General features: G+C 33.6%; 25 protein-coding genes and 3 tRNA genes. 10 read left to right on the top strand and 18 right to left on the bottom strand.

Annotated elements, in window-relative coordinates; translation table 11 throughout:
• The first annotated feature begins 47 nt into the window (after positions 1 to 47).
• From ndk to ispG, 4 genes are read left to right on the top strand one after another with little or no spacing between them, the layout of a single operon-like run.
• Complete coding sequence (gene ndk / locus CRN91_RS07285) at positions 48 to 473, top strand: nucleoside-diphosphate kinase (RefSeq protein ID WP_114115769.1); 426 nt, start codon at positions 48 to 50, stop codon at positions 471 to 473.
• 23 nt (positions 474 to 496) lie between these two features.
• Complete coding sequence (gene rlmN / locus CRN91_RS07280; RefSeq protein WP_114115768.1) at positions 497 to 1,591, top strand: dual-specificity RNA methyltransferase RlmN; 1,095 nt, start codon at positions 497 to 499, stop codon at positions 1,589 to 1,591.
• On the top strand, positions 1,563 to 1,856 hold the full coding sequence (locus tag CRN91_RS07275) for a hypothetical protein (RefSeq protein WP_114115767.1): 294 nt from the start codon (positions 1,563 to 1,565) through the stop codon (positions 1,854 to 1,856). The genes rlmN and CRN91_RS07275 overlap by 29 nt, the downstream gene beginning before the upstream one ends.
• Positions 1,834 to 2,916: a flavodoxin-dependent (E)-4-hydroxy-3-methylbut-2-enyl-diphosphate synthase gene (ispG, locus tag CRN91_RS07270; RefSeq protein ID WP_114115766.1), complete on the top strand. Its 1,083-nt coding sequence runs from the start codon at positions 1,834 to 1,836 to the stop codon at positions 2,914 to 2,916. The genes CRN91_RS07275 and ispG overlap by 23 nt, the downstream gene beginning before the upstream one ends.
• On the opposite strand, the gene CRN91_RS07265 is transcribed toward ispG, so the two are convergent.
• Together CRN91_RS07265 and dxs are read right to left on the bottom strand one after the other, a co-directional pair.
• Entirely contained in the window at positions 2,900 to 3,385 is a 486-nt protein-coding gene (locus tag CRN91_RS07265; RefSeq protein ID WP_114115765.1) for a DUF2062 domain-containing protein, read from the bottom strand. The genes ispG and CRN91_RS07265 overlap by 17 nt on opposite strands.
• Positions 3,385 to 5,187: a 1-deoxy-D-xylulose-5-phosphate synthase gene (gene dxs / locus CRN91_RS07260; RefSeq protein WP_174688441.1), complete on the bottom strand. Its 1,803-nt coding sequence runs from the start codon at positions 5,185 to 5,187 to the stop codon at positions 3,385 to 3,387. Before dxs ends, CRN91_RS07265 begins: the two co-directional genes overlap by 1 nt.
• 177 nt (positions 5,188 to 5,364) lie before the next feature.
• On the opposite strand from dxs, the gene CRN91_RS07255 reads away from it, so the two are divergent.
• The 3 genes from CRN91_RS07255 (at position 5,365) to grxD (ending at position 7,300) form a co-directional block, all read left to right on the top strand.
• The gene (locus CRN91_RS07255; protein ID WP_114115763.1) at positions 5,365 to 6,306 is read left to right on the top strand and encodes an oxygen-dependent tRNA uridine(34) hydroxylase TrhO; all 942 of its coding nucleotides are present in this window, start codon (positions 5,365 to 5,367) and stop codon (positions 6,304 to 6,306) included.
• Positions 6,307 to 6,310: 4 nt separating this feature from the next.
• Entirely contained in the window at positions 6,311 to 6,901 is a 591-nt protein-coding gene (locus CRN91_RS07250) for a class I SAM-dependent methyltransferase (protein ID WP_114115762.1), read from the top strand.
• Between the two features lie 72 nt (positions 6,902 to 6,973).
• Positions 6,974 to 7,300, top strand: coding sequence for a Grx4 family monothiol glutaredoxin (grxD, locus tag CRN91_RS07245; RefSeq protein WP_114115761.1), 327 nt, complete (start codon positions 6,974 to 6,976; stop codon positions 7,298 to 7,300).
• Position 7,301: 1 nt separating this feature from the next.
• Here grxD and CRN91_RS07240 read toward each other — a convergent pair whose 3' ends face one another.
• From CRN91_RS07240 to CRN91_RS07200, 9 genes are all read right to left on the bottom strand, one after another.
• Complete coding sequence (locus CRN91_RS07240) at positions 7,302 to 7,961, bottom strand: M48 family metallopeptidase (protein WP_114115760.1); 660 nt, start codon at positions 7,959 to 7,961, stop codon at positions 7,302 to 7,304.
• A gap of 30 nt (positions 7,962 to 7,991) precedes the next feature.
• On the bottom strand, positions 7,992 to 11,831 hold the full coding sequence (purL, locus tag CRN91_RS07235) for a phosphoribosylformylglycinamidine synthase (protein WP_114115759.1): 3,840 nt from the start codon (positions 11,829 to 11,831) through the stop codon (positions 7,992 to 7,994).
• The gene (locus CRN91_RS07230) at positions 11,828 to 12,568 is read right to left on the bottom strand and encodes a YebC/PmpR family DNA-binding transcriptional regulator (RefSeq protein WP_114115758.1); all 741 of its coding nucleotides are present in this window, start codon (positions 12,566 to 12,568) and stop codon (positions 11,828 to 11,830) included. Before CRN91_RS07230 ends, purL begins: the two co-directional genes overlap by 4 nt.
• A 20-nt stretch (positions 12,569 to 12,588) precedes the next feature.
• On the bottom strand, positions 12,589 to 13,557 hold the full coding sequence (gene nadA / locus CRN91_RS07225) for a quinolinate synthase NadA (RefSeq protein ID WP_114115757.1): 969 nt from the start codon (positions 13,555 to 13,557) through the stop codon (positions 12,589 to 12,591).
• A 2-nt stretch (positions 13,558 to 13,559) separates the two neighbouring features.
• The gene (aspS, locus tag CRN91_RS07220; protein ID WP_114115756.1) at positions 13,560 to 15,314 is read right to left on the bottom strand and encodes an aspartate--tRNA ligase; all 1,755 of its coding nucleotides are present in this window, start codon (positions 15,312 to 15,314) and stop codon (positions 13,560 to 13,562) included.
• A complete protein-coding gene (locus CRN91_RS07215; RefSeq protein ID WP_114115755.1) occupies positions 15,311 to 15,928 on the bottom strand; it encodes a DUF502 domain-containing protein in 618 nt (205 codons plus the stop codon). Before CRN91_RS07215 ends, aspS begins: the two co-directional genes overlap by 4 nt.
• A gap of 78 nt (positions 15,929 to 16,006) precedes the next feature.
• Positions 16,007 to 16,792 (bottom strand): type I methionyl aminopeptidase, encoded by a 786-nt coding sequence (gene map / locus CRN91_RS07210; protein ID WP_114115754.1) that lies wholly within the window; start codon positions 16,790 to 16,792, stop codon positions 16,007 to 16,009.
• A gap of 4 nt (positions 16,793 to 16,796) precedes the next feature.
• Entirely contained in the window at positions 16,797 to 17,690 is an 894-nt protein-coding gene (gene htpX, locus CRN91_RS07205; protein WP_114115753.1) for a protease HtpX, read from the bottom strand.
• Between the two features lie 101 nt (positions 17,691 to 17,791).
• On the bottom strand, positions 17,792 to 18,298 hold the full coding sequence (locus tag CRN91_RS07200) for a hypothetical protein (protein ID WP_114115752.1): 507 nt from the start codon (positions 18,296 to 18,298) through the stop codon (positions 17,792 to 17,794).
• A 179-nt stretch (positions 18,299 to 18,477) separates the two neighbouring features.
• Here CRN91_RS07200 and CRN91_RS08680 point away from each other — a divergent pair, with 179 nt between their 5' ends.
• Positions 18,478 to 18,624 carry a hypothetical protein gene (locus CRN91_RS08680; RefSeq protein WP_168177019.1) on the top strand — a complete coding sequence of 49 codons (147 nt, stop codon included), beginning with the start codon at positions 18,478 to 18,480 and terminating at the stop codon, positions 18,622 to 18,624.
• Between the two features lie 64 nt (positions 18,625 to 18,688).
• Here CRN91_RS08680 and CRN91_RS07195 read toward each other — a convergent pair whose 3' ends face one another.
• Positions 18,689 to 19,105, bottom strand: a complete 417-nt coding sequence (locus CRN91_RS07195) for a hypothetical protein (RefSeq protein ID WP_114115751.1) — start codon at positions 19,103 to 19,105, stop codon at positions 18,689 to 18,691.
• An 80-nt stretch (positions 19,106 to 19,185) separates the two neighbouring features.
• Positions 19,186 to 20,019, bottom strand: coding sequence for a DMT family transporter (locus tag CRN91_RS07190; RefSeq protein ID WP_254424930.1), 834 nt, complete (start codon positions 20,017 to 20,019; stop codon positions 19,186 to 19,188).
• Between the two features lie 556 nt (positions 20,020 to 20,575).
• Here CRN91_RS07190 and CRN91_RS07185 point away from each other — a divergent pair.
• Entirely contained in the window at positions 20,576 to 21,664 is a 1,089-nt protein-coding gene (locus tag CRN91_RS07185) for a tetratricopeptide repeat protein (protein ID WP_114115750.1), read from the top strand.
• 93 nt (positions 21,665 to 21,757) lie between these two features.
• On the opposite strand, the gene CRN91_RS07180 is transcribed toward CRN91_RS07185, so the two are convergent.
• The 5 genes from CRN91_RS07180 to dnaQ form a co-directional block, all read right to left on the bottom strand.
• Entirely contained in the window at positions 21,758 to 23,251 is a 1,494-nt protein-coding gene (locus tag CRN91_RS07180; protein ID WP_114115749.1) for an FG-GAP repeat domain-containing protein, read from the bottom strand.
• Positions 23,252 to 23,350: 99 nt separating this feature from the next.
• A tRNA-His gene (locus CRN91_RS07175) sits at positions 23,351 to 23,426 on the bottom strand.
• 16 nt (positions 23,427 to 23,442) lie between these two features.
• Positions 23,443 to 23,519 (bottom strand) — tRNA-Arg (locus CRN91_RS07170).
• A gap of 49 nt (positions 23,520 to 23,568) precedes the next feature.
• Positions 23,569 to 23,645 (bottom strand) — tRNA-Pro (locus tag CRN91_RS07165).
• Between the two features lie 85 nt (positions 23,646 to 23,730).
• Positions 23,731 to 24,426, bottom strand: coding sequence for a DNA polymerase III subunit epsilon (gene dnaQ, locus CRN91_RS07160; RefSeq protein ID WP_254424929.1), 696 nt, complete (start codon positions 24,424 to 24,426; stop codon positions 23,731 to 23,733).
• Positions 24,427 to 24,460: 34 nt separating this feature from the next.
• Between dnaQ and rpoZ the strand changes: the two genes are divergently transcribed.
• Positions 24,461 to 24,805 (top strand): DNA-directed RNA polymerase subunit omega, encoded by a 345-nt coding sequence (gene rpoZ / locus CRN91_RS07155; protein WP_114115748.1) that lies wholly within the window; start codon positions 24,461 to 24,463, stop codon positions 24,803 to 24,805.
• The last annotated feature ends 30 nt before the right edge of the window (positions 24,806 to 24,835 follow it).

Below are 24,835 nucleotides of genomic sequence, written 5' to 3'. Positions count from 1 at the left end.
AATCCACATGGTAAAATAGCCGCTTTTTAGATATTTGGAGGATATTCATGGAACGAACTTTATCAATAATTAAGCCAGACGCAGTAGCTAAGAATGTAATTGGTGAAATATATTCACGCTTTGAAAATGCTGGTTTTAAAATTCTTGCATCCAAAATGATTCATTTGGATAAGGACATGGCTGGAGGCTTTTATGCTGTGCATCAAGATAGACCTTTTTTTAATGATTTAATGAGTTTTATGACATCTGGGCCAGTAATGATTCAGGTACTTGAAGGTGAGAATGCAGTTTCTAAGCATCGTGAAATAATGGGTGCTACTAATCCAAAAGAAGCTGATTCTGGAACTATTAGAGCTGATTTTGCAGAATCTTTAGATGAGAATGCTGTCCATGGTTCAGACTCTCAAGAAAATGCTGCTATTGAAATAGCTTACTTCTTTGGTGAAGATGGTGTTTGCCCAAGAACTAGATAATTAACTAGAGATAATTTCTTTATATGTTAGAAAAACAAAACTTATTAGGTCTTACACAAGAACAGTTTAAAAAGTTTTTTTCTGACTTAGACGAAAAACCATTTCGTACAAAGCAAATTATGCAATGGATATATCATCAAGGTGCAAGTAATTTTGATGATATGCATAACTTTTCAAAGGATTTGAGACAAAAACTTAGAGCAATAGCATCATTAGAATTGCCAGAGGTTGTCTCCATAAATAACTCAAAAGATGGCGTTATCAAGTGGGTAATTAAGCTAGGTGAAGAAAATCATATTGAAACAGTTTATATTCCTCAAAAAGACAGAGGGACATTGTGTATTTCTTCTCAGGTTGGCTGCGCACTTGCTTGCACTTTTTGTTCGACTGGATATCAAGGTTTTAACCGAAATTTAAAGTCGTATGAAATTATTGCACAAGTATTAATTGCTCAGAATCACCTAAAAGAATCAAAAAAACGTATTTCTAATGTTGTATTTATGGGAATGGGCGAACCTTTACTTAATGAAAGCCCAGTATATGATGCTTGTGAGCTTTTATTAGATGATTGGGCCTTTGGACTATCTAGGAGGCGAGTGACTGTTTCATCTTCAGGTATCGTTCCCGCATTATTGAGAATGTCAGACAAGGTCCCAGTTAGTCTGGCTATTTCTTTGCATGCTTCTAATGATGAATTAAGAGATGTCCTTGTTCCAATTAATCAAAAATATCCAATTAAAGAGCTAATGAAGGCTTGTCATTATTATTTAAATGCTGGGACTCAAGAGAGACATGTATTGTTTGAATATGTTATGCTTGAAGGAGTTAATGATTCTGTTGAGCATGCTCGATCTCTTTCAAAACTGCTAAATTATTGGTTTAAAGGCGAATCAGCTAAGGTAAATTTAATCCCCTTTAATCCATTTCCAGAAACCAAATATCAGACTTCAAAAGAGAGTACTATTGATAAATTCCAAGATGTTTTATTTCGTTCTGGAATCAGAACGACAACAAGGCGAACTAGGGGTGATGATGTTGATGCAGCCTGTGGTCAACTTGCTGGAAAAGTACTAGATAAGAGTAGACGAAATGCTGGACGGAATCAATTACTATCCTAGAAAGAGGAAGCCAATTCTTAGAAGGTTAATTTGGCTATTTTTGTTTTTTTTAATTTTTGGTAGTATCTGGTATTATTTTCAAGATATAGATCTTGGTAAAAGTAAGTCAAAATCAATAATTATTAGCAAGCCTAGTTCTCTAGTTGAAATTCAAGATACCGTTATTGGTGAATCTGATGAATCAAATTCAATACCAAACGTTGAGAGTAAAACTGAAAACCTTGATGAAGTTATAAGTACCTATGAAACAAACACACAAAATTAAAAGAAGAGTTTCTCGGCAGATATTTGTAGGCGACGTAGCTATTGGTGGTGGCGCACCAATTAGTGTTCAAAGTATGACAAATACAGATACTTGTGATGTTGAATCTACAGTTTCTCAAATACTCTCTCTTGAGAATGCAGGAGCTGATTTGGTCAGGGTTTCAATACCAACTATGGAGGCTGCTGAAGCTTTCAAAAAAATTAAAAAAAATGTTAATGTTCCATTAATTACCGATATTCATTTTGATTATAAGATTGCTTTAAAGGTAGCTAAATATGGAGCAGATTGCTTACGTATTAATCCAGGAAATATTGGTAAAGAAGATAGAATTAAAGAGGTTGTTGCTGCAGCAAAAGATAATGGAATACCAATTCGTGTTGGCGTTAATGCTGGTTCCTTAGAAAAAGATTTACAAAAAAAATATACTGAGCCCACCCCAGAGGCTATGGTGGAGTCTGCTTTTAGGCATATTGATATACTTGATAAACTGGATTTTAATAACTATAAGGTCTCCCTTAAAGCTTCTGAGGTTTTCATGACAGTATTTGCATATCAACAATTAGCTTCACAGATTGAGAATCCTCTGCATTTAGGTATAACTGAAGCTGGATCATTTCGTTCTGGGGCAGTTAAATCATCAATTGGAATGGGGATTTTATTAAGCGAAGGTATTGGAGACACTATTAGGGTCTCGCTTGCTTCAGATCCAGTTGATGAAATAAAGGTTGGCTTTGATATCTTAAAATCACTCAATTTAAGAAAAAAAGGTGTTAATTTAATTGCATGCCCATCGTGCTCAAGACAAAAATTTGATGTTATTTCAGTAGTAAATGAGCTTGAGTCACGCTTAGAGGACATTACTGATCCAATTGATGTAGCTGTCATTGGTTGCGTTGTTAATGGGCCTGGTGAGGCTAAAGAGGTTAGTGTTGGAGTAACTGGCGGTTCACCAAATTTACTATATATTGATGGAAAAACTCACAGTAAGGTTGATAATAAAGCCTTAGTTGACACACTTGAGGCTAATATAAGAAGGCGCATCCCTATTTCCAATGTTTAAGTCTTTTTAATGCCTTATATTTATAAATAGAGATAATACACGCATATCCAATAATTCCGATTAAGGAAGATACAATTATTCCTCCTGCCCAAATTGCAAATGTTGCAGTTGCAAGATTATCAATAAAATAATTTAGAGAAAAATTGATATTAGGGTCCATTTCAATACCAATAATTGAGGAGCCTAATTTATACTCAAAGAAATAAATAGGAACCATTGTAATTGGATTGTTTATCCAAACTAAAAACATTGCAAGTAAAATATTTGCGGAGAAAGCTATAGCTAAAATTCCTGCTAATAATGTATGCATTGGGAGAGGAATAAATGCACAAAAGAGTCCAATAGCAAATGCTCTAGAGATTGTTTGCTTATTCCATTTCCATATTACTTCTTTATGTAAATATTTATTGAACCATCCTAGATTAACTTGCTCAGGTTTAAGACTGTACTTATTAAAAATCTTTTTCATTAACTTTTACAAACCTTGATAATGTGTTTGGCATTTAAGCCATAAAGCTCATAAAGCTCTTTTTGTGATCCATGTTCTGTAACAAAATCTGGAACACCAAGGATATGGAGTGGAGTTTTGATACTATTCTTTTGAAGCACTTCATTGATTGCACTTCCAGCACCACCAGAAATTACATTATCTTCAATTGAAATCAGTTTTTTATTAACACTTGCAAGTTCAATAATTAATTTTTCATCCAAAGGTTTAATAAATCTCATATCAATAACAGTTGCATTAACCTCTTCTGCAGCAATCATTGATGGCTCTACCATATTTCCAAAAGCAAAAATTACAATATCAATACCAGTTCTTATAATATGAGCTTTTCCAATTTCAATTTCATCATCTGTAACAAAATCTTCAACTGATGACTTGCCTCTTGGGAATCTAACACAAACAGGCCCATTTAAATTATGAGAAGCATTAAGCGCCTTGTACATTTCAATAGAGGAGCTAGGAGCCAAAATAACTATATTTGGAATACATCTTAAAAAACTTATATCAAAGATTCCTGCATGAGTTGCTCCATCTGCACCAACAAGTCCAGCTCTATCAATTGCAAAAATAACATTTAGATTTTGAAGGGCAATATCATGAATTAACTGATCATATCCTCGTTGAAGAAATGTTGAGTAAATAGCTACCACAGGTTTTAATCCTTTTGTCGCCATTCCTCCAGCAAGAGTAACTGCATGCTGCTCAGCAATTGCAACATCAATGAAGCGCTCAGGAAACTTATTCGAGAAGTTAACCATACCAGATCCTTCAGACATGGCAGGTGTAATCCCAATAAGTCTTTCATCATTTCCTGCAGTATTACAAAGCCATTCACCAAAAACACTGCTATAACTTGGAAAATTATTAGTTGAACTTGATGGTGGAGAAATACCATGAAATTTTAAAGGATTATCTTCAGCAGCTTTAACGCCATGCCCTTTTTTTGTAATAATATGAAGTATTCGAGGTTTTTCAAGATTTTTTAGATTTTGAAGAGTCTTAATTAATATTGAAATATCATGACCATCAATTGGTCCAAAATAGTCAATACCCAATTCCTCAAATAATGTTCCTGGCAAAAACATGCCTTTTAAATGCTCTTCTGATCGCTTTGCAAATTTTTGAACATTTGGGAGTCTTTCCAAAAATTTCAGAGATTTAGACTTCATAGTTGAATAAATTTTTCCAGAAATTAGTCTGGTTAAGTATTTACTTAAGGCACCAACATTCTTTGAGATAGACATATCGTTATCATTAAGAATTATTAGAAGATTAGCATCAGTATCGCCTGCATGATTAAGAGCTTCAAAAGACATACCACCTGTCAACGCACCATCACCAATAACTGCTATAGAAGTGTCTAAATTTTGTTTAAGTTGGTTTGCAATTGCAATTCCAAGAGCTGCACTTATAGACGTTGAGGAATGACCAGCACCAAATGCATCATGTTCACTTTCACTTCTTTTGGTAAACCCTGACAAGCCATCTTTTTGACGTAATGTAGACATTAACTCTTTCCTGCCTGTAAGAATTTTATGCGTATATGCTTGATGACCAACATCCCAAACAAAAGTATCATTTGGTGTGTCAAAAACATAATGCATGGCTAAGGTCAATTCGATTGTCCCAAGATTGGAGCTAAGATGACCTCCAGTCTTCTCAAGACTATCTACAAGAAATGATTTAATTTCGTCAGCAAGAATATTTAATTCTTCAATGCTAAGGCCTTTTATATCACTTGGTTTTTGAATATTTTCTAGCATTATTGAGTTAATTGTTCAGCTTAATGATGTCGAGCAAAGGGAGACATTATACACTCCTCATAATTGAAAATACTTAAGCCAAAGAGTTGTATTTAAGCTTTTATGATTCTCTAAAAAAGACTTAAAACAATATTACTGGCTAGTAAAATTATTACATTATTTTTATTTTTAATTAATATGCTAACAGTTTGTGCTCTGTATAAATTTGCTAGACTTGATGATTTTGAAAAAATACAAGAACCTTTAAAGAGATTTATGCAGTCTCTTGATATCAAAGGGACGGTATTACTTGCAAGAGAAGGAATTAATGGAACAATATCTGGTGAAAAAGAAAGTATTAATAAGGTCCTTGATTATCTTCGATTAGATCAAAGACTTAATAATCTGGAGCATAAATATTCTTATAGTAAAAAAATACCATTTAAAAGACTCAAAGTTAAGTTAAAAAAAGAGATTGTTACCTTAGGGATTTCAAATATTGATCCTCTTTATTCATCTGGAACTTATGTTAAGCCATCAGATTGGAATGAACTCATAAATGATCCTGAAGTTGTTTTAATTGATACTCGTAATAATTATGAATATGAGATTGGAACCTTTAAAGGTGCTATTAATCCAAATACAGAAACTTTTCGAGAGTTTCCAAGTTATAGCAAAACTAATTTAGAAAAATATAGAAATAAAAAAATTGCAATGTTTTGTACGGGTGGAATCCGATGTGAAAAGTCCACGGCCTATTTAAAGTCAGAGGGATTTAAAAATGTTTATCATTTGCAGGGTGGTATTCTAAAATACCTAGAAGAGGTTCAAGAAGATAAGAGTTTATGGGAGGGTGAATGCTTTGTTTTTGATGACAGAGTTGCGGTTAAACATAACCTTGAGTTGGGTAAATACGACCAGTGCCATGCTTGTAGGTTTCCAATTACAGAGGAGGATATGGCTCATCCACACTTTGAAAAAGGGTCTTCATGCCCGCGTTGTTATGGATCTAAAAATACTTCTCAGATAAGTCGATATCGAGAAAGAGAAAAACAAGTCCAACTGGCAAAGGCTCGAGGAGAAAGTCATATTGGTGATGAGGCTCATAAAATAATTTCAAATAAAATTAAAAAAAGGTAAATCAATGTTTGAACGTAAAGACATTTTAAAGTTAAAAAAAGACATAATTCTTGATGTAAATTTATTTGATTACAATCTTAGTTTACATACTAGATGGGGATTATTTAGTCCAAGGGCAATTGATGATGGGACCATGCTTTTAATGAAGTATCTAAGTGTAAATGAAGATGATGTTTGCCTTGATTTAGGTTGTGGTTATGGTCCAATAGGGCTTGCTCTTGCAAAGCATTGTTCAAAAGGGCATATTCATATGATTGATAAGGATTTTGTGGCAGTAGAACTTACTAATTTGAATGCAAAATTAAACAATCTTACTAATGTAAATGCCTATCTATCAGATGCCTTTAATGAAGTCCCTGATGATATAAAGTTTGATCAGATTATTTCAAATATTCCTGCAAAAGTTGGCCGTGAGCAACTCTCAATAGTTCTTTATGATGCTCTGGATTCCTTAAAACCTGGTGGCAAAATTACTATTGTTTCAATTAATGGCCTTAAAGATTTTATTAAGAGTAACTTTAAATCAGTATTTGGAAACTATAAAAAATTAAAGCAAGGGCAAAAGTATGTTGTTTCGCAAGCAATTAAACATTAATTGTTGAATGTATCATCACAGTGAGCTTGATACTATACTAAAATAGTAATAAAAAATATTTGGAGTGTTAAATTGGACGTATTAGAAAAAATTCAAAAACAGGTTGATAGTGCTGCTATTGTGATTTATATGAAGGGAACCCCTCAGTTTCCTCAGTGCGGTTTTTCTGCTCGCGCTTCTCAAACCTTGGCTTCAACTGGTGTTGAGTTTGCTTTTGTCAATGTTTTTGAAGATCAAGAAGTATTTCAGAGCCTACCAGATTTTGCTGATTGGCCAACATTCCCACAAATTTATTTCAATTCTGAGTTAGTTGGTGGTGGTGATATTATTATTGAAATGGCAGAGCAAGATTCATTGAAAGCTGCTATGGAAGAAGCAGTTGAAAGTTATAATAAATAGACTATAAGTTTCTTAATTTATAACCATTTTTATTTAACCATTTCTTAGCTTTTTTATAATCTGGCATTATTACTTCAACGGCATTCCAAAAATTTTCTGAATGATTTTTATGAACAGTATGAACGAGTTCATGAATTATTACGTAATCAATAACTATCATAGGTGCCATCACTAATAGGTAATTAAGATTTATATTATTTTTAGAAGAGCATGAGCCCCAAAGTGTTTTTTGGTTTTTAAAACGGACTTGATTAATTTTCAAATTATATTTATCTGAAAAATAATTAAGTCTTGGAATAGCTATCTCTTTGAACTTTATCTTATACCAAGACTTTAGAGATGACTTAAATTTATCTTGGTTTTCAATAGAAGTAATAAATTCTGTGCCATTAAAATCAATTTTATTAGGATCTTCATTAACTTTAATTAATGGATAAATGTTGCCTAAAAAAAGATAATCACTATCACTATCGTTCATCTCATTAATACGAGATTGCATTAAGTTCTTATTTTTATTAATCCACTTAGATTTTTCAATAATAAACTCTTCAATTTTTTTATTTGATATTTGATTGGGTGCACGCACAATAAGTTCAGCATTCTCATTGATTGAAAGGCTTAACGTCTTTCTCTTACTCTTAATTATTTTATGGGGTGTCATTCAACTATGTAATTAAAATTTCATAAGCTATTAGCCAACCCATTTTCTGGCATTTTCAAACATTCTCATCCAGGGAGATCTTTCTCCCCATTCTTTTGGATGCCATGAGTTTTGAATTGACCTAAAAACACGTTCAGGATGAGGCATCATAAGGGTTACTCTTCCTGAATCATTACAAACACTGGCAACAGCATTTTCTGATCCATTTGGGTTATGTGGATAAATCTGGGAACTATCACCATGATAATCTACGTATTTAATAGCAATGTTTTTGTTATTTAGTTTGCTAGTAAACTGAGCTTTACCCTCTCCATGAGCTATTGCTATTGGCATAATGGAGTCTTCCATATCATGAAAAAAGAGAGAGTTTGTCTTTTGAATTTTAACACTCGTAAATCTAGCCTCAAATTGCTCAGAAGTGTTGCGCTCAAAAGTAGGCCAATTCTCAGATCCAGGTATTATTTCTTTGAGATTTGAAAGCATTTGACAACCATTACATACTCCTAAACTAAAGCTATCTTTCCTATTGAAAAATTCTCTAAACTCATCTTTTACCTGATTATTAAATAAAATTGAGTTAGCCCAGCCTCTCCCAGCTCCTAAAACATCTCCATATGAAAAACCACCACAAGCAACCATCCCATGGAACTGAGAAAGTTTTATTTTTTTAGATAGAATTTCACTCATGTGAACGTCAATTGCATCAAAGCCAGCTTTTGAAAAAGCAGCCGCCATTTCTATATGCCCATTAATTCCCTGTTCCCGTAATATTGCAACCCTTGGCTTTTTTCCACTATTAATAAAGGGTGCACTAATAGATTCATTAATATCAAAGCTAGTTTGAACTTGGAGGCCTTCAGAATTGACAAGTAATTGATTATTTTCTGATTCTGAGCATATAGGATTATCTCTTAATTTAGATATTTCATATGAAGTTGAAGACCAATTATGATGAAGTACTTCTCGCTTCTCTGTAAAAATTAACTTATTGTTATGATAGATTTTGATTTCATCTGAGCTGTTGATTTTGGCAATAGGTTTAATATATGAATCCAGCCCATTTTGTTTAAATCTGTTAATGACTTCGCCTTGATTTTTTTTAGAAATCTGAATTACACAACCTAACTCCTCATTAAATAGTTCAGATATTGGGTTAGAAACATTGATTTCCAAACCACAATGAGATGCAAATGCCATTTCTAGTAAAGAAATCATTGCTCCTCCATCAGAGCGATCATGATAGGCGTTAATTAAACTCTCCTTATTAAGTTGGTTAATAAGTGAAAAGAAGTTAGCAAATAGTTTTGGATCATCAAGATCTGGGGTTAAATTACCAACATGATTAAATACTTGAGCTAAGCAGGACCCACCCATCCTATTTTTACCAAGTCCAAGATCTATTAAAAAGAGTTCTGATTCAATAGAAATATCTAATAAAGGAGTAATTTGAATTCTTGCATCAGGAATTTTAGAGAATGCACTTATTATCAGTGAGAGTGGGGCAGTGACTGATTTCTCTTCATTTTCTTCATGCCACCTACTTGTCATTGACATTGAATCTTTTCCAACGGGTATAGTTAGCCCAAGATCAGGACAAAGCTCCATACCAATAGCTTTTACAGCTGCATATAATTTTGCGTCTTCTCCAGGAAAGCCACTTGCGCACATCCAATTAGCAGATAAGTTTATATGATTAATATCTTCAACATATATGCTCATCAGGTTAGTAAGAGATTCTCCAACACTCATTCTTGCAGCTGCTGCGGAATTAATCAGTGCCAAAGGTGTTCTCTCTCCAATTGACATTGCCTCTCCCTGGTAACCATTAAAGTCAGATAGTGATATTGCACAGTCTGCAACTGGAACTTGCCATGGCCCTATCATTTGATCTCTTGCAACTAAACCTGTTACCGATCTGTCAGCAATTGTAATTAAGAAATTCTTACTAGCAATAGTAGGTAATTTAAGAAGACGCTCTAAAGCTTCAGTAAAATCAATATTACTGGTATTAAATTCTTTTTCGATATGTGGGACCGTTTTAACATTTTTCTGAGTTACTGGAGTTGAGCCAAAAAGTAATGACATAGAAAGATCAATTGGTTTATTATCAAAGTATGAATCGTTAAGAGTTAAATGCCGATTTTCAGTTGCATCACCTAATACAGAGAATGGTGCTCTCTCTTTTATACATATTTCCTTAAAGAGTTTAAGACTCTTGGATTTAATAGCAATAACATATCTTTCTTGAGATTCGTTACACCATATCTCCATTGGAGACATCTTTTTTTCATCATTTGGAATTTCTCTTAAATGAAGGTTTGCTCCTTTTTTTGAATCATTCACAAGTTCTGGGATACCATTAGAGAGTCCGCCAGCACCTATGTCATGGATTGAAACTATTGGATTATCACTACCTAGATTCGTGCACGTATTAATAACCTCTTGAGCGCGTCTTTGCATTTCAGGATTGGCACGCTGGACAGAGGCAAAATCAAGTGTTTCATTTTGATCTCCACTACCAACACTAGATGCTGCACCTCCACCAAGGCCTATTAACATTGCTGGGCCGCCTAATACAATAATTATGTCACCAGCAGAAATAGAGCCTTTTTCAACATGGTCTTCTCTTATAGTTCCTACTCCACCTGCAAGCATAATGGGTTTGTGATAACCTCTAACTTGATTATTTTGAGTTTTTTGTTCATAGGTTCTAAAGTAACCACATATATTTGGTCTTCCAAACTCATTATTAAATGCTGCTGCTCCCTGGGGTGCATCTATCATAATATCCAGAGCTGAAGCAATATGTTTAGGCTTTCCATAATCTTTTTCCCAGACATTAAGAGAGTTAGGTATTTTTAAGTTGGATACTGAAAACCCACAAAGACCTACTTTTGGTTTAGAGCCCCTTCCTGTAGCTCCTTCATCTCGGATTTCACCACCAGATCCAGTTGCAGCTCCAGGAATTGGCGCAATAGCAGTAGGATGGTTATGAGTCTCAACTTTCATTAATACAGCCTTATTGAATTGAGTGGATTTATATAAACCATTTTTATCAGGTTCAAAGAAAGTTGATCTATATCCACTCATGACCGCAGAATTATCACTATAAACTGAAAGTAGATCGCTAGGATTTTGATGGTAAGTATTTTTGATCATTCCAAATAATGAAATCGCCTGTTCTTCCGAGTCAATTGTCCAGTCAGCATTAAAAATTTTATGTCGACAATGCTCAGAATTAGCTTGAGCAAACATCATTAATTCAATATCTTTTGGATTTCTATTTAATTTACTAAATTGATTGTATAGATAGTCTATCTCATTATCACTTAACGCTAATCCAAGCTCACCATTAGACTCTTCAATAGCTGATTTACCTGAACTTAGAATATCAATATTAGAGAACTTTTTTGGCTCTTGTTCATTGAAAAGTGAATCAGCATTACTATGATTTTCAAGATGAGATTCAGTCATCTTATCTATGATAATATCTAGGATTTGTGGGAGTTCAAACTGTAAAATTTTTCTGTTGAAATGATAAATAACTCCACGCTCAATCCTTTTGATTCCTTTTAAGCCGCATAGATTTACTATATCAGTTGCTTTTGATGACCATGGGGATATAGTTCCCAGACGGGGGGTAACTATTATATTGTCATTATCAAAAGTACTAATTAGTTGAGGCGCATAATTTAAAAGTTTATCAAGCTTAGATTGATCTTTAGAAGTAAGTTTCTCATATAGATCAATGAAGTGGATAAATTCAGTAGCTAGTATTTCTAAATTTGGAGTTTTTAATTTAATACTCTGATTTAGAGAATTTACTTTAAAGCTTCGAAGCGCGTGTATCTTCGAATGAGTTGCAATCATAATTGTGACATTAATTCATCAGAGATCTCCGCATTATGATAAACCTCTTGCGTATCGTCAAGATCTTCAAGTCTATCAATGAGCTTCATAAACTTATCAGCATCCTCCAGATTAAGCTCAATTCTGCTTGAGGGCTCCATAGTTATTTGTGAATGGTCTGGAGTCAAATTAGCATCAATTAAAGCGTCTTTAATTGGAAAAAAATTTTCTGGAGTTGTAACCACATCAATTGAGCCATCACCGTTAATTAAAACATCTTCAGCACCTGATTCGATAGCAATATCCATAATTTGATCTTCATCACCAGAAGCAAAGCTTATGAAACCCTGCTTTGAAAACATATAAGAAACTGAACCATCTGTACCTAAATTTCCACCATGCTTAGAAAAGGCATGTCTTACATCTGAAACAGTCCTATTTTTATTATCTGTTAGGCAATCAACCATAATTGCAGTTCCACCTAAGCCATAACCTTCATAGCGAATCTCTTCATAATTTTCACCTTCCAAATCTCCAGAGCCACGTTTGACAGCATTTTCAATTGTATCTCGCTTCATATTTGCAGCAAGGGCTTTATCAATTACAGCCCTTAATGAAGGGTTATTTTCAAGGACTCCACCACCCATTTTGGCAGCTATAACTATTTCTTTAATAAGTTTAGTGAATACTTTTCCACGCTTAGCATCTTGTGCACCTTTTCTATGTTGAATATTGTGCCATTTACTGTGACCAGCCATATCTTCTTAATATATTAAAATTATTTAGTAAACTCTAGCAATCGATGAATAGAATGTTGTGCTTTTTCTATAATGCTTCTATTTATATGCACTTCGTTTTTTCCTGTATTCAGTGCCTCTAAACATTTTTCTAGACTATTCATTGCCATCCATTGGCAATGAGCGCATGATTGACAGGTTGCCCCCTCACCCATTGTAGGAGCCTCGATAAACTTTTTATTAGGAGCAATTTGCTTCATTTTATGAAAAATACCATTATCTGTTGCTACTATAAACATGTCTTCAGTTCTTGATGCAGCAGCATCTATTAATTGAGTAGTTGAGCCAACAACATCAGCAAGTGCAATAACTTCTTTAGGTGATTCAGGATGAACAAGAACACCTGCATTTGGATTTATTTTCATTAAACTTTTAAGACCTTCAGCTTTAAATTCCTCATGAACAATACAAGCCCCATCCCACATTAACATTTCTATGCCAGTTTGTGATTGAACATAATGTCCAAGATGTTTGTCAGGAGCCCAAAGAACTTTCCTGCCTTCACTATGTAATTTCTGAACTACTTTTAATGCACTACCTGAGGTTACTACCCAGTCTGCTCGAGCCTTAACCTCTGCAGAGGTATTTGCATAAACTACAACTACATGATCAGGATTTTGGTCACAAAAGGCAGAAAACTCATTTATTGGGCATGATAAATCTAGAGAGCAGTTAGCTTGATCATCTAAAACGAGAACTCTCTTTTCAGGAGATAAAATTTTAGCAGTTTCACCCATAAATTTAACACCTGCAACGACAATTGTATCAGCATCAGAGTTTTGCCCAAACCTTGCCATTTCAAGAGAGTCTGAAACTATTCCACCTGAGTCTTCAGCTAGTTTTTGGAGATCTGAGCTGACATAATAATGAGCAACCAAGGTCGCATTATTATTCTTTAAGGCTTGCTTAATCGAATCTTCAATTGAAAGATCTATTTCTATGCTTTGCATTATTAATTTTTCGTTGGTAGAGTTACCTTTATGTTTAATTCTTTAAGTTGAGATTTAGAAACGCTAGACGGTGCATCTGTTAATAAACATGCAGCTGTTTGTGTTTTAGGGAAGGCAATGACATCACGAATAGACTCAGTTTTACTAAGAGTCATAACCAACCTGTCTAATCCAAAAGCAATTCCTCCATGAGGAGGGCAGCCATAGTCAAGAGCATCAAGAAGGAATCCAAACTTTTCTCTAGCTTCTTCATCTCCAATTCCAAGCAGTTTTAAAACAGTTTTTTGCATGTCACTTTGATGAATTCTAATAGAGCCACCACCAACCTCAGATCCATTAATAACTAAATCATATGCACGTGAGAGTGACTTTCCAGGATTATCTAATAGTGCTTCAGTACTAACGCTAGGAGCTGTAAAAGGGTGATGAATAGCATTAAACGTTCCATCATCAGCTTCATCAAACATTGGGAAGTCAACTACCCAAATTGGCGCCCATTCTTTATTAAATAGCTTTAAATCATTACCTAGCTTTTCTCTTAAACTTCCTAGTGCTTCATTTACAATTTTAGATTTATCAGCTCCAAAAAAGATAATATCACCAGTTTTAGCCCCAGTTAAATCAATAACTTTTTGAGTTACCTCATCCCCAAGAAATTTAATAATTGGTGAAGATGGGCCGTCATCATTTATTTTTATATAGGCTAAACCTTTGGCACCATAAATACTTACAAATTTTGTATAGTCATCAATTTGCTTTCTACTAATTGAAGCTCCACCTGGTACTTTAAGTGCTGCAACTCTACCATTTTCACTATTTGCAGGTCCAGAAAAAACTTTGAATTCTACTTTTTCCATTATTTCGTTAACATCAACCATTTGCAAAGGAATCCTCATGTCTGGTCTATCAACTCCATATAGCTTAATTGCATTATGGTAAGTAATTGTTGGAAACTCATTAGGTAAATCTATATCACCTAGATCTTTGAAGAGTCCTCTTATCATATTTTCCATAAGAGACGTTATTTCGTCTTCATTCATAAAAGATGTTTCGACATCAAGTTGAGTAAATTCAGGTTGACGATCAGCCCTTAAATCTTCATCTCTGAAGCACTTAACTATTTGGTAATATCTTTCAAAACCGGACATCATTAACAATTGTTTAAAAAGTTGAGGAGATTGAGGCAAAGCAAAAAAACCTCCTTCATGTGTTCTTGATGGAACAAGATAATCCCTTGCACCCTCTGGAGTAGCTTTTGTTAAAAAAGGAGTCTCAATATCTAAGAAGTCATTTTTATCCATAAAATCACGCATAAAGTGAGTTACTTTAGATCTGAGTCGAAGTCTTTTTTGCATTTCCTCCCTCCGAAGATCTAAATAACGATACTTAAGTCTAACTTCCTCAGAAGTTTCCATTGAGTCGAGTTGAAATGGAATTGGTTTTGATGCATTTAAGATCTCAATATGATTTGCTAAAACCTCGATTTCACCTGTTGAAATTTTGTTATTAATCATTTCATTATCTCGAGCTATGACTTTTCCAGTAATCTTAAGAACAAATTCATTTCTGATAGTTTCAGCTAATTTAAAAGTATCAATAGTTTCAGGATTAATTACTACCTGAGCAAGTCCTTTTTTATCTCTTATATCTAAGAAAATAACACCACCATGATCCCTTCTTCTATTAACCCAGCCACAAAGAGTAACATCTTGGTCTAGATTTTTTTTGTTAAGTTCACCACAGAAATGTGTTCTCATTTATCTTCCTTTATACTCACTGCTTCAGGCGTGACAACACCTGCAGATATAATTAATTTAAAAGCATCCTCGACGCTCATATCAAGTTCTATTGCATCTTTGATAGGCATCATAACAAAAAAACCTGATGTTGGATTAGGTGTAGTAGGAACAAAAAGATTAATAATCTCTTCACCTATAATTTCCTGTGCTTGAGATTTATAATCCCCTGACTGAAGTCCAATGACCCAAATTCCTTTGCTTGGATATTGAATCAAAAATGCCTTTCTGAAGTTCTCACTAGATGAGTTCAGCATTGTTGTAGATACTTTTTTTAAGGCATTGTAGATGTTTCTAAAGCCTGGAATTCTATTAAGGGCCCTTTCCCATAATGCGAATAATTTACGACCTAAAATATTTGTTACAAAAATCCCTGTTGTCAGAATAACTAATATTACAATAAGTATTCCTGAACCAGGAATAGTGGTATCAATATTTAAAAAGGCTTCAGGAAGAAATCTAGCAGGAACAAGACTATTTACAACTTCTAAAAAGAACTTGATAACTAGAACACTTAAAGCTAAGGGAATCCAAAATAAAAGCCCGGATATGAAATAATTTCTTAAGCGCTTCACAGAACCAAAAAAGTTAGTCTAGAAAAAGTGCTATTTTAGCACAAGCTTGCTTGTCAGTATGTAACTCGAATGCTTATTCTATAGATGCTGAGATTTTTCCTCTTCACGAATTGTTAAAATTTCATAACCAGTTTCAGTTACAAGAATTGTGTGCTCCCACTGAGCTGAAAGAGAGCGATCTTTAGTTGTAACTGTCCAACCATCTATTTTTGAAGTAATAACCTCATACCCACCAAGATTTATCATGGGTTCAATAGTAAAAGTCATTCCAGATTCTAAAATTGGACTTTGCTCAATTTTTCCATCATCATAGTGAATTACTTGGGGTAATTCATGAAAACCAAGTCCAATACCATGACCACAATAATCCTTAACAACAGAGCAATTTTTACTTTTTGCATGGGTACCAATTACCTTACCGATTTCACCTAAGTGAATACCAGGCTTAACTTGTTGGATGCCAAGCATAAGGCACTCTTGAGTAATCTTACAAATTCTAGAAGCCTTAACACTTGGTTTTCCAACCATAAACATTTTAGAAGTATCACCGTGAAAACCATCTTTGATAATAGTTATATCGATGTTTATTATGTCACCTTTTTTTAATTTTTTTTCTCCTGGAATCCCATGACAAACAACATTATTAACTGATGTACAAACAGATTTAGGAAAACCATTATAGTTAAGAGGTGCTGGTATTGATTTAAGATCATTAACTATGAAGTCATGACATATTTGATCAAGTTTTTCTGTGGTTACTCCTACGACAACATATTTACCAATCATTTCTAATACACTAGAAGCAAGTCTTCCAGCAATTCGCATCTTTTCAATCTGTTCTGGACTCTTAATAGATATAGCCATAAATTTATTTAGAGTTTTTTGAGCGCTCTTCTAAGGCTCTAATCCTATCCTCTAAGGGCGGGTGAGATGACCATAATTGAGATTTACCAGTTTTACGTTTTTCACCGATTCCAAAAGCAGCTAATTGTTCTGGAAGGGGTTCAGGCTCTCTTTGTGCTAACCTTTTAAGTGCATTAATCATATTTTGATGGCCAGCAAGGTCTGCACCACCAGTATCAGCAACAAATTCTCTTTTTCTTGAGAAATACATAACAACAATACTGGCTAATATTGATAAAACAATCTGGGCGAATATTGTAGTTACAAAGTATCCAATTCCATGACCACGCTGATTTTTTAATATTACTCTGTCAACCACATGCCCAATAACTCTTGAGAAGAAAATAACAAAGGTATTAACAACTCCTTGAATTAATGTAAGAGTTACCATATCTCCATTAGCAACATGACTCATTTCATGGCCTAATACAGCTTCTATTTCACCTTTACTCATAGAATCTAGTAAGCCTTGGGAGACTGCAACTAATGCATTATTTTTGCTAGCTCCAGTTGCAAAAGCATTCATCTGAGGAGAAGGGAAAATAGCAACTTCAGGCATTTTGATACCAACAATTTTAGACTGAGCTTTAACCGTTTCAAGTAACCATTTTTCTGTACTATTAGATCCACTTTCAATAACTTTTGCCCCTGTCATTCTTTTAGCCATCCATTTTGAAATAGCTAAAGATATAAAGGCTCCTCCAAAACCAAAAATTCCAGAAAAAATTACTAAAGCGTTGATATTTAAATCGCTACCATTTTGAGCAAGAAGGCTTTCAACCCCTAGAATTCTTAGTGTAATACTAAGAATAATCATGATAGCAATATTTGTAACTAAAAAGAGAAAGATTCTTTGCATTTTAATTTTCTAATTTGTTAATTTAAAATCATATTATAGAAAGAATTAAATAAAATTTATAAAATTTCAAAGAGTTTTGTTAAATTTAATTAATTTATAAATTATCGACCTGGCCAGAGCATTCTGATTTCTGACATCGTGCAACTTCCCTCTCCAGAAGCTGTAAGAATAATTTGATAGCTGTTATCAATTGGAGTTAATATATTATAGTCATTCTCCGAGTAAGAGGATGACTGAAGTTCAGGATCTTCTTGTAATTTAAGCTCAGCAATTTCATTACAACTTTGATTTTGAATTGCAGTAACAACTATAGTTGATAAATAACAATATTCACCATCAGGAACTAATGTTGCAGCAAATGTTGAGCTACCATTATTATATTTTTTAGATGAAATATGAAGTGAAGGATATTCTGATGGATTATTTGGATTTACGAATGTTATGTTTAAGCCATTTAAGCCATAAGATTCTTCAATTTGATTTAAATATAATCCACATGTTTCATTAATCCCTTTTTTTGCCGCCTCTTCTGAAAGAGAATCAGCATTTAAATTATTAATAAATAGTACCAAGGAAGAAAACAAAACTATATTTAAATATTTACGCATTTTAATTTTTTTTAATAAATTATTTAAATCAATTATAACGATACAAGGCTTTATTTAGCATAAGTTTCTTTTTTATGTGTCAAAGTGTAATTTTTTTTGGAGAATAAAGTTAATATTTGATTGTTTTGTTAATTTAAAGTACTTTATAATAATATTTAATCAATTTAGGAGATTTAACGATGAAATTAAGATTTTTGTTTATTGCTGTAGTGGCATTATTAGCAAGTGGTTGTATGGATACTGTTATGGCAGTTCCTGCAGCAGCAGTTAATGGAGTTGGATCAGTAGTTGGTGGTATTTGGGGTGCAATAACAAGTATTTTTTAAAAACTTGATTTATTAAAAATTCCCACTTTAAGTTTTAATCAACTTGTGTGGGATTTTTTTTGCACTAAGTTGATTCCTTTTCGATATTTTCTTTATTAGTCTCTTCATTACTAATTAATTCAAAAGCATGTTTTATATTTGTAGCCTTTATTGCATATGAAAAAACATAACCCTTTTTTATTAAATTATTTTCGGTCCATTTATTTCCTTTAAATCCAGGAGATATTAATAAAACAATTTGGATAATAAAAAAAACTAATTGTAAATTATTAGAATTTTTAATATCTATATAGCCATCAAACCCGTATAGCTCAAAGTCAATGCCCGCAAGAATAAGAATTACAAAAATGTATGAAACAAAAATGAGCCATAAACCTCTAAATAATGGCCAAATAGGGTTGAAGGGTGCTAACCAAGCAAAGCCGACTTTTACAATTTTAAGGGATTTTTTTTGATGTTCAAATACTTTGTAAGAAGTCATGTTAATTGCAATTTAAATTTAATCTCAAACTAGTATACCAATTATAGTTCAACTTATAAAAAATACAGGATTAAGAGCTATCAAAGTTTTGGCTCTTGAGCGCCATCATTTGGCTTAAGAGAGTTTGAAGCCTTTGACTCTCGATGACTTATGTATATTGTTGATATAAATATTATCAACCCTCCAATCCAAGTCCAAGTACCTGGAATTTCTGAAAAAATCATCCATCCAAATAGAGCCATAATTGGCAATTTTATAAATTCAACTGGTTCCAGACTGGTAATTTCAGCCATAGAGTAGGATTTAGTCCATGTGAAATGTGCAAGAGTTCCTACAATGCCAATTCCCCAAAGGTATAGCCAAGTCTCTAAACTTGGCCACTCCCATACTGGAATAGCTGGAATAAAAGTAATAGGAATAAGAATTATTACCATCCATGTAATAATTGCTTGAGGGGTGTCAGTGAGAGTAAGTTTTTTAACAATTAAGGCGTTCATTGAGTGAGCTAAAGCTGCAATTATCGCAAGTATTATTCCAAACGAAAATGTATTGACCCCGGGTTGAACAATTATTAGCATTCCAATAATGCCAATAATGATTGCGGCAATTCTTCTGGCTTTAATTATTTCACCTAAAAAAATAGTAGCGCCAATTGTTATAAATATTGGTTTTGAGAAGCTAATTGCAGTAGCTTGAGCAAGCGGTATTAAAGTTAAGCAGGTAAAGCCTGCAAGCATTCCAATAGCACCAAAAAAACCTCTCATAAAAAATAATTTAGTATTATTCATTTTTATAGCAGAAAGGCCTGTAGATTTTAATATTGGAATCATCACTACAAAAGCTAAAAGGTTTCTGAAAAAAACAACTTCAAGAATATGAAGGTTTTCTGCTGCCTTTCGAATAAAAATAACCATTATGGAAAAAAAAACTATGGATAAGATATTTAAAGTTATTGCTTTAGATTGAAAGCTTTGTAATTTAAAAAATCTGACTATTTGATTGTCATTGAGTATTTTTTTTATCAATTGAAAGTCTCTTTTTTATTAATCTAGATCCTAATAAGAAGTGGGGCGAAAAACGGGGTTTAAACCCACAACAACTGGAAGCACAATCTGGGGCTCTAGCTTCACTTCTTTGCGCGACCCTTTGCTGACTTAAAGGATACAAATACACAAAGCCCATACCTACAATTAAAAAAGGACAATCAGTCCATAAATAATCAATGGGTAGTATACAGAATTAAAGTCACTTTTATAGTTCAAAATACACTCAAGAGCAGGCAAAAAGGTGCGTTTTTTATAATAAAAAAATGGCTATAGATAAGGGGGCAACCACCTTTTTAGCTAACTAGTGAATCGAGGAAGCTGAGTTAAATTTGAAATTTAGTATTTTTTATTATTGTTAGATTAGAATAGTGTTTCAAAAAAAAATTTAATCTAACAATATTATTCTTAATCTAAAATCATAAAAATGAAGCATATATTTTTCAATAAAAGGGGTAATAGTTATTTTAGTTTAGGTCAATTTGATAAGGCAATTAGCCTCTATGAGAAGGCTATTTCAATAAAACCAAACTATTGTGAAGCTCATTATAATTTAGGCCAATCAAATCATAAGCTTGGTCAGCTAGATATGGCAGTAAGAAGTTATAAAAAGGTAGTAAATATCAAGCCAGAGTTTGCTGTTAATCATACTAACAAAATTCTTAGCGTTATTTATTTTTTTTCCAAAGGACAAATTCCAGATGCATTAGACTTGCTAGAAATATTAATAAAGAATAGTCCCAAAGATGCACTTCTATTTAATATGATTGGTGGTTGCTATGCAACTCTTGGAGAGGTTGACATGTCTATTCAGAATTATGAAAAAGCACTAGCACTGAAGCCAAACTACGCTATACCTCAACATATGATTAATTCACTTACTGGAAATACAAGTAAAGAGCCTCCTAAAGAGTATGTAAAAAATTTATTTGATGATTATGCTCAAAAATTTAATGATTCTTTAGTAGAAAAACTTCAATACAAACTTCCCTTTATTATTAAAGAATTTATTTATAAGTCAAATAATTCGAGGTCTAATTTTAAAAAAGTAATTGATTTGGGTTGTGGTACTGGGCTGGCAGGTCATGATTTGAGGCAAATTAGTGATAATTTAACAGGAATTGACCTCTCTTCAAATATGATAGACAAAGCGAGAGAATTAGATGTTTATGATAATTTAATAGTTGGTGATATTGTTGAACAGTTAGAATTATTAGAGGAAAAATTTGACCTGTTTATTGCTCTAGATGTGTTTATATATATTGGTGAGCCAACAAATTTTTTTACTGCAGTAAAGAAGTCTTGTAATGAAAATTCTTTATTTATATTTTCAATTGAAATTCAAGAAGATGAAGGTTATTCTCTTTTAAAAAGTTCGCGCTATGCTCACTCAGAAAGTTACATCTTAGATATTGCCTCAAATGGATTTAAATTAGTTGACTCTCATAACGTGAGATTGAGGAAAGAGGGTGATAACTGGATTGATGGAAAAATTTATATTTTTAAAGCATCTTAAAAGAGATATCTCAAAGCCTTACTATGCAACAATATCTTCTAGTGACATATCAATAATCATGAATGAATGAGTGAGTGAGTGAGTGAGTGAGGTTTACTTGCCAAGTTCTGCTGCAAGTTCTGCTTCAAATGCCTCGATTTCATCTAACACTGCTTGCTCTTCTGCCTTTTCCTCTTCACTTATAGATGTGGGAGTTTTGGAGTCAATTGTTACATACTTTTTAGCAGCATTAGGGAGTAATAACTCAAAATCAAAATCACCCTGATTTAGTAAAACCATACCGTCAGTCTTAAGTGACATAGAGCTTGATAAATATAAATCGATATCTCCATCTTTATCCAGATCTCTAAATCGAATATCCTCAATAAAATCATTCCATTCATTTCCTTCGTGAGTTGGTTTGAAGTCATCTGGTGCCTCAACTAAAGGAAATATTCCGTGATCTTTAAACCTCTTGTTGCCTAAGTTTTCTATGACTTGTATTGCTGTGCCTACATATAAAACACCAGCTCTACTGTATACAATATCTAGGTCACCATCATTATCCAAATCAGCTGCTGAAACTTCAGGCACTGTGCCCCATTTCTTTTTATGTTGAGGTAAGCGGGTATTGTTATGCTTATAAAAATTACCCGTACTATCATTCCAAACAATACCTGTGAAGTCTATACTTTTCTCAAATTCGTGTGCCCCTAGCAATACGTCTAAATAACCATCACCATCGATATCAGCAAGTTCTAGGGCAAAAGAAAAAATACCTCCACACTTACGTTTATTTAGATAACCTGTTCCATCATTTATTAAACACCATAAAGCTGTTCCTGTTTTCCAGTTAGTTTCAGTAATAACAACATCCATATCGCCATCATTATCAATATCACCCGTTGCGGCGCCATGGTTAAATACTTCAAAATTAGAGTGGCTTAGGTGTGTTTTTGATGATTCCAGCCAAGTACCATTAGATTGACTTAAAAAATAGCTATCCCTAAAACCGTTATGTGTACCAACTGCAGTATCTGCGATATAAAAATCAAGAATACTATCATTATTATAATCAGCAACAAGAAGCTGTCTTCCCAGTGACATTCCACTATCTTCACGTTTATCAATTAGTAGCTGAGGTACGTAGGTAAGTTTGCCTTTTGCATCACCCAAAAACAATGATGGTAATGGTTTATTGCCTTTACAAGCTCCACCACCACAAAGCCCACCAGTATCTTCCCCAGTCCATTCAACATTATTTGGATTCATAGTGCCTATGTAAAGAACATCACTATATCCATCCTTATTAAAATCTGCCATCTGCCACAACCGTCCAAACCAATATAATTTACCTGTGGGATATGGCTTTTGTGGTGGCTTGAAAAAGTGAATATTGGGGTCATTCACAATATTAATACCCGCTACTGCTTTTGTGTTTGAACTAGAAGAAGATAATTGCTCATTAATAGCACTACCACAGTTGTAGACGTAATAAGAACTATCTTCAGAGACACTCTTTACTGGATCACTGCCATCAGGACAAGAGCCCGCTAAACTTTGGAATGAGAAGAAGGGTAGTATTAAAAGTAGGAATAGTTTCTTCATAAAACTACTATACCTTAATAGGGTGCACCCAAAAGAGCACGCAAAAGAACTTTTTGACTTTTTTTTAGTTGAGTATTAGGCTGAATCCCTAATAGGAAGTGGGGCGAGAAACGGGGCTCGAACCCGCGACAACCGGAATCACAATCCGGGGCTCTACCAACTGAGCTATTCCCGCCATAATATCTAAAAAGTGGTGCGCCCAATACGATTCGAACGTATGACCTACGGCTTAGAAGGCCGTTGCTCTATCCAGCTGAGCTATGGGCGCAATAACTTTGCTTTAATAAAGTCTAGGCTTGCACTTTAATTATATAATTTGGTCGGAGTGAGAGGATTCGAACCTCTGACCACCTGGTCCCAAACCAGATACGCTACCAGACTGCGCCACACTCCGAAGGTGTGTAATTATACTGTGATAGACTTCTTAGTCAATCCCTAATTTACCGCAAAAACACTCTATTTAAGTTATCGGTTTATCATTAGTTTTTGAAGTAGTTATTATGAGTTTCAACTTCTTCTTCATTTGCATAAATAACTTTTATATTGTCTTTATTTTCTAAAATTTTTGATACTATTAATGGGTCACTTGTTTGTGCTTTTATGTTTTCATCTTCATTAAAAAGAATCGACTGTCCACCAGTCATAGCAATATATACTTGAGCAAGTATTTGGGCATCAAGAAGGGCACCATGCCTTGTTCTCGCACTAGTATCAATTCCAAAACGCCGACACAATGCATCTAGATTGTGCATTGTTCCAGGTCTTTGTTCTTTAGATAGCTCCAATGTATCAATGACTGGACACAAATCTTCAATTTTCTTCTTAATTCCAATAATTTTTAATTCATTATTGAGGAATCCTAAATCAAATGGAGCATTATGAATTATTAGAGTAGCCCCATCTATAAAAGTTAATAAATCATCTGATATTTGTTCAAATTGTGGTTTATTAATTAAAAATTTATCTGTTATTCCATGAATATTTACAGAGTCTCCAACATTTCGATTAGGTTGAACATATTTATGAAACTCAGAAGTTGTTATTTCTCTTTTAGATATTTCTACCGCTCCAACTTCAATAATTCGATGGCCCTCTTTAGGATCAATTCCAGTAGTCTCAGTATCCATTACAATAAGTCTTTCCATAATAGCAATAATAACGTAAAATTGCCTCATTTTATCATTTGATCTATATAGGTTAATTAAGATTATGGCTAGAGTTACAGTTGAAGATTGTTTAGATAAGGTTGAAAATAGATTTGAATTAGTTTTAGTTGCTGCAAAACGTGCTCATCAACTAAATTCTCAAGGATATAGAACTACACTTGATGTTGGCAAAGATAAGCCAACAGTTCTTGCTCTAAGAGAAATTGAAGCTGGATTAATTGATGCTTCTATTCTTACTGAAGAGTATGCAATGGAAGAAGAACTCAATGCTCAGGATAAATTAGTACAAGATGCTATGATGACTGAAGTCAAGGATGAGCTTTCTGAAACAACTCTGGATGCTAAGCAAGAAAGTGATGATTTAGCTATTAAGGAAGAAGACGAATAAAATTTCTTAAATTTTTTATAAAAAAATGAC

Source organism: Candidatus Thioglobus sp. NP1 (genome assembly GCF_003326015.1).
Lineage (GTDB): Bacteria > Pseudomonadota > Gammaproteobacteria > PS1 > Pseudothioglobaceae > Pseudothioglobus > Pseudothioglobus singularis_A.
The sequence above is the reverse complement of the archived record's forward strand: the minus strand, read 5'-3'. Positions and strand labels throughout refer to the sequence as shown.

Bases quoted from the DNA above. Each gene is read 5' to 3' on its own strand.
- CRN91_RS07275 (WP_114115767.1), top strand. From the start codon at position 1,563: ATGCTGGACGGAATCAATTACTATCCTAGAAAGAGGAAGCCAATTCTT.
- dnaQ (WP_254424929.1), bottom strand. From the start codon at position 24,426: ATGAGGCAATTTTACGTTATTATTGCTATTATGGAAAGACTTATTGTA.
- rlmN (WP_114115768.1), top strand. From the start codon at position 497: ATGTTAGAAAAACAAAACTTATTAGGTCTTACACAAGAACAGTTTAAA.
- nadA (WP_114115757.1), bottom strand. From the start codon at position 13,557: ATGCAAAGCATAGAAATAGATCTTTCAATTGAAGATTCGATTAAGCAA.
- CRN91_RS07265 (WP_114115765.1), bottom strand. From the start codon at position 3,385: ATGAAAAAGATTTTTAATAAGTACAGTCTTAAACCTGAGCAAGTTAAT.
- CRN91_RS07200 (WP_114115752.1), bottom strand. From the start codon at position 18,298: ATGCGTAAATATTTAAATATAGTTTTGTTTTCTTCCTTGGTACTATTT.
- CRN91_RS07190 (WP_254424930.1), bottom strand. From the start codon at position 20,019: ATGGTTATTTTTATTCGAAAGGCAGCAGAAAACCTTCATATTCTTGAA.
- CRN91_RS07185 (WP_114115750.1), top strand. From the start codon at position 20,576: ATGAAGCATATATTTTTCAATAAAAGGGGTAATAGTTATTTTAGTTTA.
- htpX (WP_114115753.1), bottom strand. From the start codon at position 17,690: ATGCAAAGAATCTTTCTCTTTTTAGTTACAAATATTGCTATCATGATT.
- CRN91_RS07250 (WP_114115762.1), top strand. From the start codon at position 6,311: ATGTTTGAACGTAAAGACATTTTAAAGTTAAAAAAAGACATAATTCTT.
- CRN91_RS07255 (WP_114115763.1), top strand. From the start codon at position 5,365: ATGCTAACAGTTTGTGCTCTGTATAAATTTGCTAGACTTGATGATTTT.
- CRN91_RS07230 (WP_114115758.1), bottom strand. From the start codon at position 12,568: ATGGCTGGTCACAGTAAATGGCACAATATTCAACATAGAAAAGGTGCA.
- ndk (WP_114115769.1), top strand. From the start codon at position 48: ATGGAACGAACTTTATCAATAATTAAGCCAGACGCAGTAGCTAAGAAT.
- dxs (WP_174688441.1), bottom strand. From the start codon at position 5,187: ATGCTAGAAAATATTCAAAAACCAAGTGATATAAAAGGCCTTAGCATT.
- rpoZ (WP_114115748.1), top strand. From the start codon at position 24,461: ATGGCTAGAGTTACAGTTGAAGATTGTTTAGATAAGGTTGAAAATAGA.
- aspS (WP_114115756.1), bottom strand. From the start codon at position 15,314: ATGAGAACACATTTCTGTGGTGAACTTAACAAAAAAAATCTAGACCAA.
- CRN91_RS07180 (WP_114115749.1), bottom strand. From the start codon at position 23,251: ATGAAGAAACTATTCCTACTTTTAATACTACCCTTCTTCTCATTCCAA.
- CRN91_RS07240 (WP_114115760.1), bottom strand. From the start codon at position 7,961: ATGACACCCCATAAAATAATTAAGAGTAAGAGAAAGACGTTAAGCCTT.
- CRN91_RS07195 (WP_114115751.1), bottom strand. From the start codon at position 19,105: ATGACTTCTTACAAAGTATTTGAACATCAAAAAAAATCCCTTAAAATT.
- CRN91_RS08680 (WP_168177019.1), top strand. From the start codon at position 18,478: ATGAAATTAAGATTTTTGTTTATTGCTGTAGTGGCATTATTAGCAAGT.
- purL (WP_114115759.1), bottom strand. From the start codon at position 11,831: ATGATTGCAACTCATTCGAAGATACACGCGCTTCGAAGCTTTAAAGTA.
- ispG (WP_114115766.1), top strand. From the start codon at position 1,834: ATGAAACAAACACACAAAATTAAAAGAAGAGTTTCTCGGCAGATATTT.
- map (WP_114115754.1), bottom strand. From the start codon at position 16,792: ATGGCTATATCTATTAAGAGTCCAGAACAGATTGAAAAGATGCGAATT.